At 65.1% G+C, this 16,872-nt stretch carries 15 protein-coding genes; 9 read left to right on the top strand and 6 right to left on the bottom strand.

Going from position 1 to position 16,872, the window contains the following annotated elements:
- The first annotated feature begins 335 nt into the window (after positions 1-335).
- Complete coding sequence (locus tag AC07VS_RS28120) at positions 336-1,286, top strand: SphA family protein (RefSeq protein ID WP_492350605.1); 951 nt, start codon at positions 336-338, stop codon at positions 1,284-1,286.
- Here the strand turns inward: AC07VS_RS28120 and AC07VS_RS28115 are convergent, their stop codons facing one another.
- Entirely contained in the window at positions 1,287-2,408 is a 1,122-nt protein-coding gene (locus tag AC07VS_RS28115) for a helix-turn-helix transcriptional regulator (protein ID WP_492362962.1), read from the bottom strand.
- 302 nt (positions 2,409-2,710) lie between these two features.
- Here AC07VS_RS28115 and AC07VS_RS28110 point away from each other — a divergent pair, with 302 nt between their 5' ends.
- The 4 genes from AC07VS_RS28110 to AC07VS_RS28095 all read left to right on the top strand — a co-directional run bounded on the left by AC07VS_RS28110 (position 2,711) and on the right by AC07VS_RS28095 (position 8,353).
- Positions 2,711-4,459, top strand: a complete 1,749-nt coding sequence (locus AC07VS_RS28110) for an amidohydrolase (protein ID WP_494752611.1) — start codon at positions 2,711-2,713, stop codon at positions 4,457-4,459.
- A 188-nt stretch (positions 4,460-4,647) separates the two neighbouring features.
- Positions 4,648-6,132 carry an amidase gene (locus tag AC07VS_RS28105; RefSeq protein WP_494752610.1) on the top strand — a complete coding sequence of 495 codons (1,485 nt, stop codon included), beginning with the start codon at positions 4,648-4,650 and terminating at the stop codon, positions 6,130-6,132.
- Between the two features lie 71 nt (positions 6,133-6,203).
- Positions 6,204-7,190 (top strand): Bug family tripartite tricarboxylate transporter substrate binding protein, encoded by a 987-nt coding sequence (locus AC07VS_RS28100; protein WP_494658930.1) that lies wholly within the window; start codon positions 6,204-6,206, stop codon positions 7,188-7,190.
- Between the two features lie 137 nt (positions 7,191-7,327).
- Positions 7,328-8,353: a helix-turn-helix domain-containing protein gene (locus tag AC07VS_RS28095; protein ID WP_492350610.1), complete on the top strand. Its 1,026-nt coding sequence runs from the start codon at positions 7,328-7,330 to the stop codon at positions 8,351-8,353.
- 101 nt (positions 8,354-8,454) lie between these two features.
- Here the strand turns inward: AC07VS_RS28095 and AC07VS_RS28090 are convergent, their stop codons facing one another.
- The 4 genes from AC07VS_RS28090 to AC07VS_RS28075 all read right to left on the bottom strand — a co-directional run bounded on the left by AC07VS_RS28090 (position 8,455) and on the right by AC07VS_RS28075 (position 11,184).
- The gene (locus tag AC07VS_RS28090) at positions 8,455-9,348 is read right to left on the bottom strand and encodes a DMT family transporter (protein WP_494752609.1); all 894 of its coding nucleotides are present in this window, start codon (positions 9,346-9,348) and stop codon (positions 8,455-8,457) included.
- A 14-nt stretch (positions 9,349-9,362) separates the two neighbouring features.
- Complete coding sequence (locus tag AC07VS_RS28085) at positions 9,363-9,884, bottom strand: SRPBCC family protein (protein ID WP_494752608.1); 522 nt, start codon at positions 9,882-9,884, stop codon at positions 9,363-9,365.
- A 62-nt stretch (positions 9,885-9,946) separates the two neighbouring features.
- The gene (locus AC07VS_RS28080; RefSeq protein WP_492350613.1) at positions 9,947-10,504 is read right to left on the bottom strand and encodes an NADPH-dependent FMN reductase; all 558 of its coding nucleotides are present in this window, start codon (positions 10,502-10,504) and stop codon (positions 9,947-9,949) included.
- Positions 10,501-11,184, bottom strand: coding sequence for a TetR/AcrR family transcriptional regulator (locus AC07VS_RS28075; protein WP_492362966.1), 684 nt, complete (start codon positions 11,182-11,184; stop codon positions 10,501-10,503). Before AC07VS_RS28075 ends, AC07VS_RS28080 begins: the two co-directional genes overlap by 4 nt.
- Positions 11,185-11,344: 160 nt before the next feature.
- Between AC07VS_RS28075 and AC07VS_RS28070 the strand changes: the two genes are divergently transcribed.
- Positions 11,345-12,253, top strand: a complete 909-nt coding sequence (locus AC07VS_RS28070; RefSeq protein ID WP_494752607.1) for a LysR family transcriptional regulator — start codon at positions 11,345-11,347, stop codon at positions 12,251-12,253.
- A 46-nt stretch (positions 12,254-12,299) separates the two neighbouring features.
- Here AC07VS_RS28070 and AC07VS_RS28065 read toward each other — a convergent pair whose 3' ends face one another.
- Positions 12,300-13,247: a LysR family transcriptional regulator gene (locus AC07VS_RS28065; protein ID WP_494752606.1), complete on the bottom strand. Its 948-nt coding sequence runs from the start codon at positions 13,245-13,247 to the stop codon at positions 12,300-12,302.
- Between the two features lie 135 nt (positions 13,248-13,382).
- On the opposite strand from AC07VS_RS28065, the gene AC07VS_RS28060 reads away from it, so the two are divergent.
- The 3 genes from AC07VS_RS28060 (at position 13,383) to AC07VS_RS28050 (ending at position 16,852) form a co-directional block, all read left to right on the top strand.
- A complete protein-coding gene (locus AC07VS_RS28060) occupies positions 13,383-14,888 on the top strand; it encodes a CoA-acylating methylmalonate-semialdehyde dehydrogenase (RefSeq protein WP_494658923.1) in 1,506 nt (501 codons plus the stop codon).
- Positions 14,889-14,922: 34 nt separating this feature from the next.
- The gene (locus AC07VS_RS28055) at positions 14,923-15,783 is read left to right on the top strand and encodes a fumarylacetoacetate hydrolase family protein (RefSeq protein ID WP_494752605.1); all 861 of its coding nucleotides are present in this window, start codon (positions 14,923-14,925) and stop codon (positions 15,781-15,783) included.
- A gap of 115 nt (positions 15,784-15,898) precedes the next feature.
- The gene (locus AC07VS_RS28050; protein WP_494752604.1) at positions 15,899-16,852 is read left to right on the top strand and encodes a VOC family protein; all 954 of its coding nucleotides are present in this window, start codon (positions 15,899-15,901) and stop codon (positions 16,850-16,852) included.
- The last annotated feature ends 20 nt before the right edge of the window (positions 16,853-16,872 follow it).

Below are 16,872 nucleotides of genomic sequence, written 5' to 3'. Positions count from 1 at the left end.
CGGTGTGGGGCTGGATGGGCTGCGCCTGCAAAGCCAGGACGGTGGGGCCAGCTTCAAGACCGAGGTGAGGACCGATCACCTGGGGCTGACGGCGGGGGTGGTGAATGCGCAGGGGCAGCTGGTGCTGCTGTCCAAGCAGGGGCTGGTGAAAGAGGTGGCCAAGCCCTGAGCCCGGTGCACTGCGAGTGCGGCGCCCGCGTGGCGCCCGTGCCCGTTTCCTGTTCCTGAGCGCATTGGCTTCAGTGGCCAGGGGCTCTGTGGCCCATATGGGACATGCGCCGCAAGCGCCGATTTTTTACGCTGGGGGCTCACCCAATCAACCGCGAGTCACCCACATGATGAAGCTTCAGACCTCTCAACTGCCTGCCTGTGCCAACCGTTGCCTGATGGGCTTTGCTCTGGCCACGCTGGGCCTTCAGGCGGCCCACGCCGTTGAAAACGGCTCACCGATCACGCCCCCGGGCGTGTTCGATTTCGGGGCCGGCCTGCTGCCCCCGCCGACCGAGTTCGGCACCGTGGGCGTGCGCGCCGCGGCCACACGGGCCAGCGATCTGCGCGACAACGCAGGCCAGCGCGCCGCGGCCACACCCGACCTGAAGGTGAACAGCTATTCGATGGCCTACATCCGCATGACCGAGCACAGGGTGGGTGGAGCGCGCTATGGCTGGGGTGGCGTGTTGCCGGTGTTGGACATGTCGATGAACCTCAGTGTGCCCACCCCGGCCGGCCCGGTGGGCCTGTCGGGCAAGAACCAGGCGGTGGGCGATGTGCAGCTGATTCCGGTGATTTTGCAGTGGGTGCACAACCCCGGCCTGTTCAGCAACTTCCAGCTGGCCGCCCAGTTGCCCACCGGCTCCTACGACAAGAACCGCCTGATCAATGCGGGCACCAACCACGCCACCTTGTCACCCTCGTGGGCCTTCACCTGGATCCAGCCCGGGGGCTTCGAGGTGTCGTCGTGGTTTCAGCTCAACTTCAACCAGCGCAACAAGGACACCAACTACCGCTCGGGCACCGAGTACGAGCACGACTTTGCCGTGGGCCAGCACTTTGGCCCCTGGACAGCGGGCCTGGGGGGTTATCTGTACCAGCAGATCAGTGACGATGTGGCACCAGGCCTGAGCAACGGCAACCGCTCGCGAGCGCTGGCCCTGGGCCCGGCGCTGACCTACTTCCAGCCCGGTTCGGGCCTGCCTCTGGTGTCGATGCACCTTTACCGCGAAACCCAGGTGCGCAACCGCACCCAGGGCACCAGCGCCGCCATCCGCCTGGGCTGGAGCTTCTGATCAGCCCAGCACCTGGGCCGCGGCCGAGCTGAGCGCCACGCGCACCAGGTCGGCCTGGCGTGAGGTGCCTGTCTTGGCCAGCGCCATCTTCAGCTGGTTGCGTGCCGTGCCCAGGGCGATGCCGCGCTGGGTTGCGTGCAGCTCCACGGTATCGCCCTGTGCCAGGGCGGCCACCAGTCGGGCCTCGGCCAGGGTCAGCCCCAGCAGCTTGGCCCAGATGTCGGGCGGTACATCCACCAGGTCTTGCGCGCTGGTGATGGCCAGCATCACCGAGCGCGCGCCCTGGGGGGTGCCCTGTGCCTCGACCGAGCTGGCACGCAGGGCGATGTGCAGTGTGCTGTGCCCGTGGTCGATCACGGTGTAGTGCACCGAGCGGCCTTCGTCGCCTGCGGCGGCGGCGATGCCCTCATGCAGGCGGGCCGACAGGCCGGGGCCGGTGGCCCGCAGCAGGCCGCCACGGTTTGACAGGCCACGCTCGGCGCTGGTCAGCAACAGGGCGCTGTGGTTCATCCATTGCACCCTGCCTTGCTCATCGCAGGCGATCAAGGCACAGCGCAGCATGTCGGCGTGCTGCTGCTGGCGATGCATCTCGGTGCGAGCCGACAGCAGCTGCTGCCCCAGCTCGCAGGCCTGGCTCAGGTGAGGGGCCAAGGCGGCCAGTCGGTGTTCGCTGTGCCGGTCGAAGGTCTCGGGGTCGCCCCAGGGGCGGTGCAGGGCGATGCCGAGCAGACGGCCATCGGGCAGGGCCTGCAAGGCCCCCATGAACTCACCCAGGCCGATGCGGGCCAGATCGGCCTGCAAGGTGGCCCACCCGGGGTCGTGCCGGTCAAACAGTTCGTCGTCGCGCACCACCCGGTTCAGCCCGCGGTTGATGCGGTGCGTCTGCAGGCGCGGGTTGTGGTCACCGGTGACCTGGGGGCAGTCGACGGGGCTGTTGCGCTGGGTGCGCGAGTCGCTGACCTGCCAGCCCAGCCGCACGCCCTCGGTGCCCAGTTCGAAGGTTTGCACCACAGCCGAGCAGGCACCGGTCTCTGTGCACAACTGGTCCAGAGCCAGCGACCACTGAGCCGGTTGGGCCGCACAGGCGTAGAGCTGAAGCAGGAGTTCGTCTTTGTTGTTCATGGCCTTCGGGGCTTCAAAGTGGTGCGGGGCGTTGCTGGGTGGCGCGTGATCCCGTTTGTGGGGACCCCGCATTTCTCACAAGCACCGACTGTGCCGACCCGGCTCGCCATCGGCCATAGAGAGATTCACCAATGCTGTGGCCCGGCGCGCTGCGGGGTGGATGAGACCGGGGCTGCTTTGCCGGGCGGCTTGTACCAATTGGTACATGACCGGGGCCGATGGGGCCGGTAGCCTGGGCTCTGTCAGTTCGTGGGCCAGGTTGCTGGCTTGCGGGCGGCATCAACCTTTTGCACGACACAGCCATGAACCGATCCCACATCAACTCCTTCCGCCGCCGCTGGCCTGCCTTGTGCGCCTGGCTGGCAGGTGCCACCACGCTGCTGGCCCATGCCGCGACCCCTACGCCACCGGCCGATCTGGTGGTGCGCCACGCGGCGGTCTACACCGTTGACGCCCGCATGCCCTGGACCGATGCCTTCGCGGTGCGCGATGGCCGCTATGTGGCCCTGGGCGAGCACGAGGTGCGCCGTCACATCGGGCCGCAGACCCGCGTGCTGGACCTGGCCGGTGCCATGGTGATGCCGGGCATCAACGACGTGCACATCCACCCTCTGGACGGTGGCTGGGAAGATCGCTTTGGCTGCAACTTCTCGCCCGCGGCCACGCTGGAGCAGGTGCTGGCCCGGGTGCGTGACTGCGCCGGCAAGGCCGGGCCCGGCGACTGGATCGTGGGTGCCGCCTTCAACGGCGGCCTGCTGGCCCAGATGTCCAGCACCCAGTCGTTGGCTCTGCTGGACCAGGCCAGCGGTGATCACCCGGTCATCCTGCGTGACGACAGCTTTCACAACCGCTGGGTGAACAGCGAGGTGCTGCGCCGTGCCCAGCTGGACGCCAGCAGTACGCCGCCGCCTGGTGGTTTTTTTGTGAAAGATGCGGGTGATGGCCGCTTGACGGGGCTGATGAAGGAGTTTCCGGCCTTCCACGCCATCGAGCAACTGATCCCACCGCGCACGCCCGAACGCCAGATGGAGGCCGCACGGGGCGCAGTGCACACGCTCAACACCCTGGGCATCACCGGCATCCAGGACGCCTTTGCCTACGAGAGCAGCCTGCGCCTGTGGGGGCAGCTCGACGCCCAGCGGGGGCTGAACCTGCACTACGTGGGTTCGCTGCCGTTTCTGCCATCGCCCCAGGCCGGTGACCGCAGTGGCCTGGCGCTGGTGCAGGCCCGTGAATCCTTGCGCAGCCCGCACGTGGCCCCCGATTTCGCCAAGCTGTTTCTCGACGGCGTGCCCCCGGCACGCACCTCGAACATGATCGAGCCCTACCTGCCCGATGCCGAGCATGGTGCTCACTACCACGGCCCCAGCACCTACACCACCGAGCAACTGGTGGACATGCTGGCCGAGCTGGATCGGCAGGGTGTGCCGGTCAAGATGCACGCGGTGGGCGATGGCGCGGTGCGCCAGGCGCTGGACGCCGTGGCCGAGGTGCGCCGGCGCAACGGCCCAAAGGGGCCGCGGCACCAGGTGGCCCATGCCTCGCTGGTGGCCGATGCCGACGTGGCACGCTTCAAGGCGCTGAACGTGGTGGTCGATGTGTCGCCGATGCTGTGGTTTCCCACCGGGCTCAACCTGGCCTCGGCAGCGGCCATCGGCCCTGAGCGTGCAGACCGCATCAACCCGATCCGCAAGCTCGTGCGTGCCGGGGCTTTGGTGGCGGGCGGTTCGGACTGGCCCGCCGGCCAGCCCACGCCCAACCCCTGGATCGGCATCGAAGGCATGGTGACCCGGCGCAATCCGCTGGGTGAGCTGCCAGGCCAACTGGGTGCCGACCAGGCCGTCGATTTGCCCACTGCACTTCGTGTCTACACCCTCAACAGCGCGCAGGCCATGGGCCTCGGCGCGGTAACCGGTTCGATCGCAGCGGGCAAGTCGGCCGACTTCATTGTGCTCGACCGCCACCTTTTCAAGGTGCCGATCACGCAGGTGCACCAGACCCAGGTGAAGCAGGTGTTCTTCGAGGGGCGCGAGCTGTCGCTGCAGCCCTGAGAGGGGGAGGGCACTGGAGGTCGGGGGCTTGCCCATCCGGTGCAACCCTGATTCGTTTTTGCGCAAATTGGATAACGGTCTCGGGCGGGCGTCCCTAGCATGGGGTGATCTTGCTGCCGGCTGGCGGGCCTGTCCAGGGCCGGTCGCGGCTGGCAGCGCTGGCCTCTTTGCTGAACGGACCCCTCCCGATGACCCGCCCCCTGGAATCCGCTGCGCCCGCGAGCGTGGCTTTGCCTGACATCCTGGCCACCGACGCCCTCACGCTGTCGCGCCGCATCCGTTCGCGTGAGGTATCGTGCCACGAGCTGATGCAGACCACCCTGGCGCATCTGGACGCACTGAACCCCCGCTTCAATGCGGTGGTCTCTCGCATCGAGCCTGAGCTGGCCTTGCGCCAGGCGCGCGACAAGGATCACCTGCTTGATCAGGGGCAATGGCAGGGCTGGATGCACGGCTTTCCGCAGGCCCCCAAAGATTTGACCGCCACCGCCGGGCTGCCCACCACTTTCGGCAGCCCGGCCCTCGCGGGCAACATGACCACGCACGACAGCGTGGTGGTGGAGCGCCTGCGGCGCGGCGGCGCCATTCTGATCGGCAAGACCAACACGCCCGAGTTCGGGCTGGGGTCGCACACCTACAACCCGCTGCATGGCGTGACCGGCAATGCCTACGACCCCACGCGCAGCGCCGGCGGCAGCAGCGGTGGCACGGCGGTGGCGCTGGCCTTGCACCTGCTGCCCGTGGCCGACGGCAGCGACATGATGGGTTCGCTGCGCAATCCCGCGGCCTGGAACAACGTCTATGGCCTGCGCCCCGGCTTTGGCCGGGTGCCCATGGCGCCTGCGGCCGATGTGTTTTACCAACAGCTGGGCACCGAAGGGCCGATGGCCCGCAACCCGCAAGACCTGGCCTGGCTGTTGTCCACCCTGGCTGGGCCCGACAAGCGAGCGCCCCTGTCGCTGGCGGACGATCCGCTGCAGTTCCGGCAAGCGCTGCAGGCCGATCTGCGCGGGCGCCGTATCGGCTGGTTGGGGGATTTCGGGGGCTACCTGCCCATTGAGCCCGCGTTGCTGGCGGCCAACCGGGCCGCGTTGGCGCACTTCGACACGCTGGGCTGCCCGGTGGAGGAGGTGGCGCCGTTCTTCCCGATGGAGCGCCTGTGGCGCAGCTGGTGCGTGTTGCGGCAGCTGATCCTGGCGGGCCACCTGGGCGGTCTGTATGGCAACCCCACCACGCGTGATCTGCTCAAACCCGAGGCGCGCTGGGAGTTTGAGCAATCCCAGGGCCTGGATGCCGCCACCATCGCCCAGGCGATGGCCACGCGCACCGAGTGGTACGCCGCCGTGATGAAGCTGTTCGAGCGCTACGACCATCTTGTACTGCCCGCTGCCCAGTTGCCCCCATTCGAAGCCCAGTGGCATTGGCCCGACCGGGTGGCCGGGCATGCCATGGACACCTACCACCGCTGGATGGAGGTGGTGATCGGCCCCTCTCTGGCGGGCGTGCCCACCGCGGGTGTGCCGGCTGGCTTTGGCCCGGACGGCCTGCCGCAAGGCCTGCAGATCATGGCCCGGCCCCAGGCCGAGCTGGCCTTGCTGCAGCTGTGCGATGGCTGGTACCAGGCCACGCCCTGGCGTCATCACTTGCCACCGGTGCTGCGCCGCGTCGCCTGATCAGCCGCACCTCATTGGATAGATAGACCCCTCACCTCACCCTAGCTGCTCATCTGAAAGGACCCCTCTCCATGAACCCCGCCTCTGCTTTCCTGCCCCGCCGTCAATGGCTGCTGGGCTGTGCTGCCACCCTGGCCAGTGGCGCCACCTGGGCCGACGGCCGGGTGGTCAGCCTGATCGTTCCCTACCCGGCCGGCGGCGGCTCCGACATCGTGGCCCGTCAGTTGCAACCCGAGCTGGGCAGACGCCTGGGCGAGACGGTGATCGTCGAGAACCTGGCCGGCGCCGCGGGTGCCATTGGCACCCAGCGCGTGGTCAGTGCGGCAGGTGATGGCCACACCTTGCTGGCGGGCTCGCCGATGGAAATCATGCTCACCCCGCTGGGCATGGCGGCTGCCCGCTACAAGCCCGAAGACCTGCAGCCGGTGGGCCAGTTTGCAGTCACCAACATGGTGCTGCTGGTGCGCAGCAACCTGGGCGTGAACAACGTGGACGAGCTGCTGCAGATGGCCCGCAAGCCGGGCGCCAAAGAGCTGAGCTACGGCAGCATCGGGCCTGGATCGCTGTACCACCTGTTGGGTGAACGCTTCACGCAGTTGGCCCGCCTCAAAACACTGCATGTGCCCTATAAGGGCATGGCGCCCTTGGTGCAGGATTTGATCTCGGGCCAATTCGACATTGCCTTTGTGCCGCTGGCGGGCAACATCCCCGATGTGATTGAGTCGGGCCGTGTCAAGGCACTGGCCCTGGCCGCTGCCCAGCGGCACACCAAGCTGGCCAGCGTGCCGCTGATGAAAGACGTGAAAGGCTTTGAAGACTTTGTCTATGGCCTGTGGAGCGGCGTACAGGTGCCGCGCAGCACGCCCGAGCCCCTGCAGCAGAAGCTGCACCAGATCTGCAACGAGATCCTGGCCGTGCCTGAGGTGCGCCGCACCATCGAGGCCGGTGGCAGCAGCGTGGCCCCGCCGATGGAGCTGGCAGCGCTGCGCGCCAGCTATGCCGCCGACATCGAAAAATACCGGGCCATCGCCAAGGCCATCAACTTGCAGCCGCAGTAGGGGCATGGCCGGTGTGCGGGCCCCGATCTTGCATGTGTCCAGTCTTGACACGTTCTTAATCGGGTGAGGTGCACCTTTGCACCTGATCGGTGTTGCAACCGATGGCGTCCCGGCCCCGAAGTTCTGATACTGCATCGATGGTCACCCGCAACTTGCCCCAGGCCCACGTGCCGCCCGAGCTCTGTTACCAGCGCGCTCACACCCACGATGCGCAAGCTCAGGCGGCCAGCCTGAGCTCGTGGCAGCAGCATTACGAGCAACTCAGCGCGGGCCCCTTCGAAGGCTTGCTGGAGGATTTGCGCTTTGACCAGTTGCAGGTGTTTCGCGAAACCATCAACCAGTCGGTGCTGCAAGACGGTAGCGCGCGCAGCGGTCATGTCACGGTGGGCTTGGCCGCCTTCGATGGGGGCCGCGCCAGTTTTTGTGGGCACCAGATCGATCCCGACACCCCCGTTGGCATCCAGTCGGATGTGCCCTTTCAGCTGGTCACCGCGCCGCGCATGGCGCTGGTTGGCATCAGCATTCCCTTGTCTGCATTGCAGACCCTGGCAGCCAGGGTAGATGGCCCTGACCACGTGGCTGCGGCCTGGCAGGGGCCACGCACCTGTGTGCTGCGTGCACTGGGCCCGCGTCGGCAAGAGCTGCAGCGGCTCACGGCCTCGGCCCTTGCCCTGGGCCAACAGGCCTCGGCCCTGCTGTCCCAGGCAGAGGCACGTCGCACACTGGGCCTGGCCCTGGCCGATGCGGTGCTGCAGTGTTTTCGCCCCGAGCATGTGGTGACCGATCTGCCCACCTGTGCCAGTTCGCGCCAGCGCATCGTGCGCCTGGCCCGCGAGTACATGCAGGCCCATGCCGAGTCGGTGATCACCGTGCCCGATCTGTGCGAGGCCGCCCACACGTCGCGGCGGGCGCTGCAATATGCTTTTGAAGACCTGCTGCAGGTCAGCCCCATCACCTACCTGCGGTGCATGCGGCTCAATCGAGTCCGGCGTGACCTGTTGCGCCAGGCGGCTCGGTGCCAAGGGGCTGGCGAAGGCATGGGCGTGGGTGACGCGGCGGCCCGCTGGGGCTTTTGGCACCTGTCGCGCTTTGCCGCCGAGTACCGGCAGCTTTTTGGCGAACTGCCTTCGGCCACGCTGGGGCAGGGCCACACCAAAAGTTGAGGGGCTCGATGTCTGTGTATCCGACGCATGAATCATTGGGTGCAATTTTGGGTGCAGCTGTTCGCCGGATCGGGGCCGAGAATGTTGGCGTCCCAATCCTGTCATCGCTGCGGGCTTGACTCTGCCGCCTGAGGCTGGCGCTGGCTCAGCGTGATTCCGATCACGGCCAGCACCGCACCCAGCAACTGCAAGCCGCTGGGGTAGCGGTGGTTCAAGGCGCCGTCCACCAGTGCCGCCACCACGGGGAGCAGCAGCATGAAGGGCGTGGTGTGCTGGGGCCCGATCCAGCTCAAGGCCTGAAACCAGAGTGCAAACGGCAAGGCCGTCAGCAACAAGCCAACACCCAGCAGCGCCAGCACTTGCTGCCCCTCCAGTCGATTGGGCCATTGCCCCGAGATGACGCACAAGCCCATCAGCAGCGCGCCCGCAAACAGCAATTCTTGCGAGGTGGTGCGGATCCCTTCCTGCAAGGATCGGGTGTTGGCGGCTCGAACCACGCCGGCGCTGCTCAGGCACAGGCTGCTGATCAGGGCCGCGCACACGCCGAGCGCGTTCACCTGTTGTGCCTGAAACATCACCATCAAGGCGAGGCCGGCAGCACCGAGAAAAGCGCTGGCGGCCAACCAGGGGCGAGGGCGGATGCCGGCGATACACCACAGGAGGGCAATCGTCCATCGAGGACCCAGCGTCTGCAGCGCGGCAGCCAGGCCGCCCGGCAGCGTGAACAAGGATGTGAAATGGAAGGCAAAGAAGCCGGCGATCAAGCTGCCAGTCAAGACTTGATGCAGGCCAAAACGCGCGCTCTGGACATCGCCCGGGCGCGCGCGTGCCAGGAGCAGCAAGGCCACGCCAGCCAGGAGCGCCCGCACGCCGCCATCGAACAAGGGCAGGGCAGGCAGATAGGCGGACGATACCGAATACGTGAAGCCCCAGAGGCAGGCGGCCAGCGCAGCAAACACCTGAGCCAGAAGCCGCTGCCTTGAACGGAGGTGCATGCAGGCGAATGGGATCAGTGCGGCTTGGCCGCCATGGCAGCAAGCAAGCAGGTGAAATTGTCGGCCGTCTGCTGGCGCAGGGCGTGACCGGCGATGCCTGCCAGGTTGGCATTGAGCAGTTGCACTTTGAGGCGGTAGCGGATGTTCAGGCCCTCGGGTACATCGATCAACTCGGTCACGCTGTCACTGCTGCGGACCTCAGGCGATTCGCTGTGCGACAAGATGCGCCGCTCGGGCTCAAGCGTCACCTGCTTGTGCGTGTCGAATGCCTTGCTCAGCAGGCCGAAACTGGCTTTTCCTCTTTGGTGGACCTGCAACACCAGGCCGTCACGTGACACCACCTCGCTGAGCGACAAGCTGGGCAGGATCTCGGCCATGTGCTCGAAGTCGGTCAACACCTTCCAGGCCTGCTCGTGCGCGGCCAGGGTGTGCACCTCCAGGCTGATTTCAATAAGTTCACCACGCACCTGGATGGCGATCGCCTCGGGCAGCAGTGGGGGCGGCGCCTCGGCCTTGCACGGGCCGATGATGAGCATGAGCAGTCCGAGTGCGCCCGACAGGTGGCCAGGCAGTCGGGCGGTCAACCTTGCCACGGCGTTCAAACCTTCGGAGACACGCGCGCCGCCAGTGCCTGCAAGGCTTTGAGCAGATCGGAGATGAAGCCTGCCGTGACAGCATCGGTCAGTTCGCCGTCTGCATTGAACTTGTTGCCGCAGTGACCAATCAGCACTTCGGGTTTGTTGACCGTGAAGCTGTTCAGGAACACCAGCACCTGGCGCAGGTGGTATTGCATCCGGCCCGTGCCCACGGGGCCCGGTGCTGCGCCCATGATGGCCACCGGCTTTCCGTCAAAGGGTTGCATGGGGGGGCGTGAGACCCAGTCGAGGGCGTTCTTCAACACACCGGGGATCGAGAAGTTGTACTCGGGGCTGGCAATCAGCACCGCGTCGGCGGCCTGGATCTGTTGCTTGAGGTGGGTCACGGCGGCGGGCTCACCCTGCTCGCGCAGGTCGTCGTTGTACATGGGGATCTGAGACAGGTCGGCAAACTCGAAGACCATGTCGGCCGGGGCCAGCGCCTGGGCTGCCCGCAAGGCCAGGGTGTTGACGGATGCCTTGCGAAGGCTGCCCGAGATGGCCAAAACTTTGAAGCTCATGTGGATTCCTGTGAGGGTTGGACAAGTGAGGTGGAGGCAGGCTGACAGCCCTGGATGAACAGCGAAACCGCTTGATCCAGATGCTGGGTGAGCTGCCTGGTGCTGAGTGGGCGGCCCAGGGTCGCCAACAAAACCGGGCTGGAGACCAGCAGATCGTGAAAGTGCCGGGCGGCCGTGTTCAGCCCCGCGTCATTCAGTGACAGGCGGGGGCCTAGAAAGCGCGCGATGGCGGCTTGGGTGGTTTTCGGGCCGGCATCGAACCAGCTTTGGGCCAGGCGAGGAAAGCGGCCCGATTCGGCCAGCACCAGGCGCTGGAAGGCAATGTGTCTGGGCTGCACCAGTTGCCGCAGCAGGGCCCGACCCAGCTTGTGCAGGCCGTCCGCCAAATTTGCCTGGGCCAGATCGAGGGCATTGAACTCGCGCAGGAACTCTTTGCAAAGGGCTTCGATGGCGGCCACGAACAACCCTTCCTTGTCGCCGAACTGCCGGTACACATTGGTCTTGGAGCCACCACACTGCTTGACGATTTCATCAACGCTCACGCCCGCGTACCCATGTTCCAGAAACAGCGTCGTTGCCGTGCTCAGCAATTGTTCCCCCCGTTGTACCCCCCGGTAGGTGGTCCTGCGGACGGCTGTAGTTTTGACGGTTGCGGGGCTGGGGGCTGATTCGGCGTTCATGGCAATGCGAGGGGGATTTGCATATTTTTGTGTCGATACGATACCATGTCGTATCAAAACAGAAAAGGCAGAGACCTAAAAATGAGTGCTGGACACACGATGTCGTCCAGCACTCAGAAGGGCTTGCTGCAGGAGACCCGGTGTGGATCAGTTGTTGTCAATGAAGATGTTTTGCCGCATTGCCGAGCTGGGCTCGTTCAAGGCGGCGGCGCTGGACCTCGGCTTGTCGGTGGTCAAGGCCAGCCGCCTGATCGGTGATTTGGAGTCGCAACTCAATCAGCGCCTGCTTCAGCGCACCACGCGCGCGGTCAGCCTGACGGCCTTGGGTGGCCAGTATTACGAGCGCTGCAAACCCGCGCTGGACCAGTTGGATGAAGCCGCGGAGCTGATCACGTCGCAAGAAGGGCCGGTGCAAGGTCGGGTCAAGGTGGTGCTGGGCTTTGCCGAGGCCGTGCCCTTGCTGAGTCAGCGCCTGTTTGAATTGCAGCAGCTGCATCCTGCGCTGGAGATCGAGTTGCGATTTGAGGAGCGCGTGATCAACCTGGGCGCCGAGGGCATCGATTTGGCGGTGCTCCCAGAGCCCTTCATCCAGTCAGAGAATGTCGTGGCCCGTTACCTGATGCGATCGCAGATGGTGTTGTGCGCGGCCCCGAACTACCTGGCCCGCGCAGACCGCCTGGGTGGGCCGCAAGATCTGGCGTCCCACGCCTGCATCGGCTTCAACCATGGGCCCATGACCCGACGCTGGGCCTTGTTTCACCACGGCAAACGGGTTGAGGTGCCGGTGCGATGTGTTTTTGCGTCCAATCACCTGCAATTGATCACCGATGCCTGCCGCCGTGGTCAGGGGGTGGCGCTGCTGCTGGAGACCCAGGTGCGTGAGGCCCTGGACAGTGGCCAGCTGATACAGGTGTTGCCAGAGTGGACCGGGCACGAGATCGAGTACTTTGTGGTCTACCAAAGCCGCAAGCTGATGCCGCGTGCCGTCCGCCTCGTGCTCGATGAGGTCTTGGCCTTGTACCCTGCAGCCCCGCATGCATCGCCATCGCTGAACCTCGAGACCGTATAAGTTCATCGGTGCCTGCAGCGCAGGGTCGGCCGTCGTTGGCCGCTGCTCAGCGGCGAGGACGTGGATGCCCCGTGAGGTCCGCAGTCGAGGACTCCCTCATCAACTGGTTGGCGTGCCGTGAGGTGACCTCGCGCAAAAAATCCCACATGGCCCGGACCCGGGCCAACTCACGGCGCTCTCTGGGCGCGACCATCCAGAAGGTTCGGGTGATGTCGATCTTTCTGGGCAGGATGGGCACCAGTTCGGGGGCCGTGTCGCCGAGAAAGCAAGGCAGCACGGCCATGCCCAGGCCGGATCGCACGGCCTGGAATTGCGCGATCACACTGGTGCTTCTCAAGAACGGGCGCACCTCTGGCAGCCATTTCTGCAGACTGAATTGTTGCTCGGTGAAGATGAGGTCATCGACGTAATCAATCCAGCGCTGGTCTGCCAGATCTTCGACAGACTTGATCGGGGCTCGCCGCCGCAAATAATCTGGTGTGGCGTAGGGCAGCAATCGATAGTCAGTCAGTCGACTGGTCACAAAGCTGTCGGCTGTGGGGCGTTCGATCGTGACCGAGGCGTCTGCCTCGCGTTTGGACAGATTGATGTTGCGCGGCATGGGCAGCAGGTCCACCGTGATGCCGGGGTGCTGCGTGCAGAACTGCGCCAGGTGCGGGGCCAGAAAAAAGCTGCCAAAGGCTTCGGTGGCGCCAAGTCGTATCTCGCCCGTCAACACCTGGCTGTCGCCAAAGACATCCGACTGCATGGCACTGAACGTGCCCTCCAACGCTTGGACATGTTCCAGCAGGCGTTGCCCGGCCGTGGTCAGCCGGTGCCCTTGCGGACTTCGGTCAAAGAGCTTGGCCCCCATGTCTTTTTCGAGCCGGTACAGGCGCCTTGAGACCGTGGACTGATCCAGTTCCAAGGCCTGGGAGGCCTCCAGCGCGGACTCAGCCCGCGCCACACCAAGAAAAACCCTGAAATCGTCCCAGTTGTATGGCTTGCTGGTCATCGCTCGCTTTCGTTATGCATTGGTGCATAACCAGATTGATTTTGGCGCATATCGTAATGCAAAAACATAAATCAGAATCGCCAGCCATTCACTTCTCCATTCACTTCTCCATTCATCTGCTCAGCAAGGATCGTCATGACCCAGCACATTGGCCACTTCATCAACGGGACCGTCGAGGCCGGCATCAGCCATCGGTCTGGCCCGGTGTTCAACCCCTCGACCGGTGAGGAAATTGCCCGCTGTGCCTTTGCCGACAGCGCCACCCTGGACCGGGCCGTCGCCCATGCGCAGGACGCGGGCCGGCGATGGGCACAGGCCTCGCAAAGCGCTCGGCTGGCGGTGATTTTCAAATTGCGTGAACTGGTGCTGGCCCATGCCGATGAGTTCGCCCAGGTGATTGGGCTGGAGCATGGCAAGACCCTGGCCGATGCGGCTGGCGAGGTCAGCCGGGCGATCGAGGCCATCGAGTTCGCCACCAACGCGCCGCAGGTGTCCAAGGGCGAGTTCTCGCGCAATGTGGGCGGGGACATCGACGTGTTCTCTCTGCGGGTGCCGATCGGCGTGGTGGCCTGCATCACGCCGTTCAACTTCCCGATCATGGTGCCGGCCATGATGATGACGATGGCCATCGCGCTGGGCAACGGCGTGGTCTGGAAGCCTTCTGAGAAAGTGCCCAGTGCTTCGCTGGTATTTGCCCGCCTGTGGAAAGAGGCCGGCTTGCCCGATGGGGTGCTGAATATCGCGCAGGGCGACAAAGAGGTGGTCGACGGCCTGCTGGCCCATCCAGGGATTGCCGGGGTCAGCTTTGTCGGCTCGACGGGCGTTGGAGAGTACGTCTATCAAAAAGGCACCTCGCACAACAAACGGGTTGCCGCCTTCACCGGTGGCAAGAACCACATGGTGGTGATGCCGGACGCCGATCTGGAGGCCGCGGCCAGTGCCTTTGTCTCAGCGGGTTTTGGTTCGGCCAGCCAGCGCTGCATGGCCGTGTCTCTGCTCTTGCCCGTGGGCGAGGAAACGGCCCAGCGCTTGCGCGAACGGGTGGTGGCACGGATCAAGGCGCTCAAAGTGGGGCCCTACAACGATCCGAGGGCCGACTTTGGTGCGGTGGTCTCAGCGGAGTCCCGATCAGCGGTCGAGCGTGCCGTGGCGGAATGTGTTGCTGCGGGCGGTGAGCTGGTGCTGGATGGGCGCGGCATTCAGATCCCAGGCCATGAAGGCGGCTTTTATGTGGGCCCCACCCTGATCGATGGTGTCACCACCGACATGCGCTTTTACCAGGAGGAGGTGTTCGGCCCGGCGCGCGGCATCATGCGCACGGCCACCCTGGACGAAGCCATCGCCATCACCAATGCCCACGAGTATGGCAATGGCTCGGTCATCTTCACCCGCGACGGCAAGTCGGCGCACCGTTTCATGACCGAAGTCGAGTCCGGAATGATCGGGGTCAACGTGCCCGTGCCCCTGCCGACGGCGTACTTCAATTTCGGTGGCCTGCGGCGCTCCAAGTTTGGTGAATCGCACATGTATGGCCCCGATGCCGCGCGCTTCTACACCAAGATCAAGACCGTCTCCCAACGTTGGCCGGAACCCGCGCCGCGCCCGGCGGCGGTTTCGCTGGCCTTCGACGCCAGCGCCTGATTCCCCCCCCCACCCATCACTCCCGGAGACTTCCATGAAACTGATCGCTTATCGCCCCCTGTCTGCTGCCCTCGATGCACCCGCCTTGATCGGCGTGGTGGCAGGGGATTCGGTCATCCCCTTGACCAGCCTTGAGGCCTTCTACCAAAACACGGCTGAGTGGCGTCGCAAAGCCGCCAGCGCCACGGGCCAGACGCTGGCCATGAGCGACATTCAAGTGGCCGTGCCCGTGCCACCCACCGCGAAGGTCATCTGCGCTGCGATCAACTACGTGGCCCACGGGGCCGAATCCAAGTTGCCCACGCCGAAGTTCCCCAACCTCTTCGCGCGCTGGGCCTCGACCTTGGCGCCGACGGGGACCCCCGTGGTCGTGCCTGCCACCGAGCCCGATGGCCTGGATTGGGAGGTCGAGTTGGCCGCCATTGTGGGCACGACGCTGCATGAGGCCAATGCAGAGCAAGCCGCCAACGGGGTGCTGGGTTACACCTCTTTCAACGACATCAGCGGTCGCGCATCGCAGATCCAGAGCATGACCCTGAGCACCGGGCAGTGGGCGATTGGTAAAAATCTCGACAACAGTGGCGCCGTGGGTTCTGTGATCACCACCAGCGATGCCTACGACCCGCGGGGCAAGCGACTGACCACCAAGGTCAATGGCACGCTCATGCAGGACGGCACGACAGCCGACATGGTCTTCGATGTGCCCACCTTGATCCAGTTCATCACCCAGACCATCACCCTTCAGCCTGGCGACTTGATCGCGACGGGCACGCCTGCAGGCGTTGGCTTTGGACGCAATCCTCGAATCTACGCACCAGCGGGCTCGGTGATCGAAGTCGAAATCGAGGGGCTGGGTGCCGTGATCACCCCCATCGTTGAACGGACCGCCCGCTGAACCCCCACCCCCAGTTGTGCGGCGGTTCTCGGACACAAGAACAAGACGCCCCCACGGGTCAGATCGTTGCCCGCTCGATCGGCATCCGTCCGCACACCCTGACCGGAGACATCAAATGATCAAAGTACGCGACATCAAGTATGTGGTTTTCGGGGTGGCCAAGCCCCTGGCGACCCGGGATTTCATGCAGGAGTTTGGCCTGGTGCCGGTGGACTGGCCCGATGCGGATCAAGCGGTCTACCTGCGAGGCGCGCTGTCCAGCCCCTACATCTATGTCGGAGAGGCGTCTGACACCCCGGCCATGAAGGCCATCGGCATCGAGGTTGAAAGCCTGCAGGATCTGGTCCAGGCATCACTCATTGAAGGCGCCTCTGAGGTCCGCGCGCTTCAGCGCCCCGGCGGCGGGCACTGCGTCGATGTGACGCTGCCCGGCGGCATCCGCCTGGAGCTGGTGCATGGCATCGCCCCTGTCGATGAGCTGCCGGTTCGGCCGCCGATGACCTTGAACGAGGGTTTGCGCAAATCGCGCTACAACCAGCCTCAAAGGCCGCTCCGACAGGCCCCTCAGGTGTTGCGCCTGGGGCACGTCGCGCTGTGTGTGCCCGATCCTGTCGTGGCAAAGGATTGGGCGGTTCGCCACCTGGGCATGATCGTGTCAGACGAGATGCTGGTGCCGGGCAGCCAGGATCAATACATCGGCTTCTTCATGCGATGGAATCATGGTGCGCAACCCACGGATCACCACTCCTTGCTGATTGCGGCAGCGGACCGGCCCCTGGTTCACCACATCTCCTTCGAGCTGCAAGACATGGACGCCGTCTTCATGGGGCATGAGTGGTTGAAACAGCAAGGGCACAGCCCGCATTGGGGTGTGGGCCGCCATGTCCTGGGCAGCCAGGTGTTTGACTACTGGTGGGATCCCGATGGCTTTCGTGTGGAGCACTACTCGGACGGCGACCTCTACGATGCCACCGTGCCTGCAGCCACCGTTGAAGGCACCCACGAGCAACTCTGGACCTGGGGCCCTCACGTGCCGGATACTTTCTTCAGTCAGACACGTCACGGATAGGCTGTGCCGGCGACCTCGTC

It is taken from the genome of Curvibacter sp. GW821-FHT01G03 (assembly GCF_059422285.1).
The sequence above is the reverse complement of the archived record's forward strand: the minus strand, read 5'-3'. Positions and strand labels throughout refer to the sequence as shown.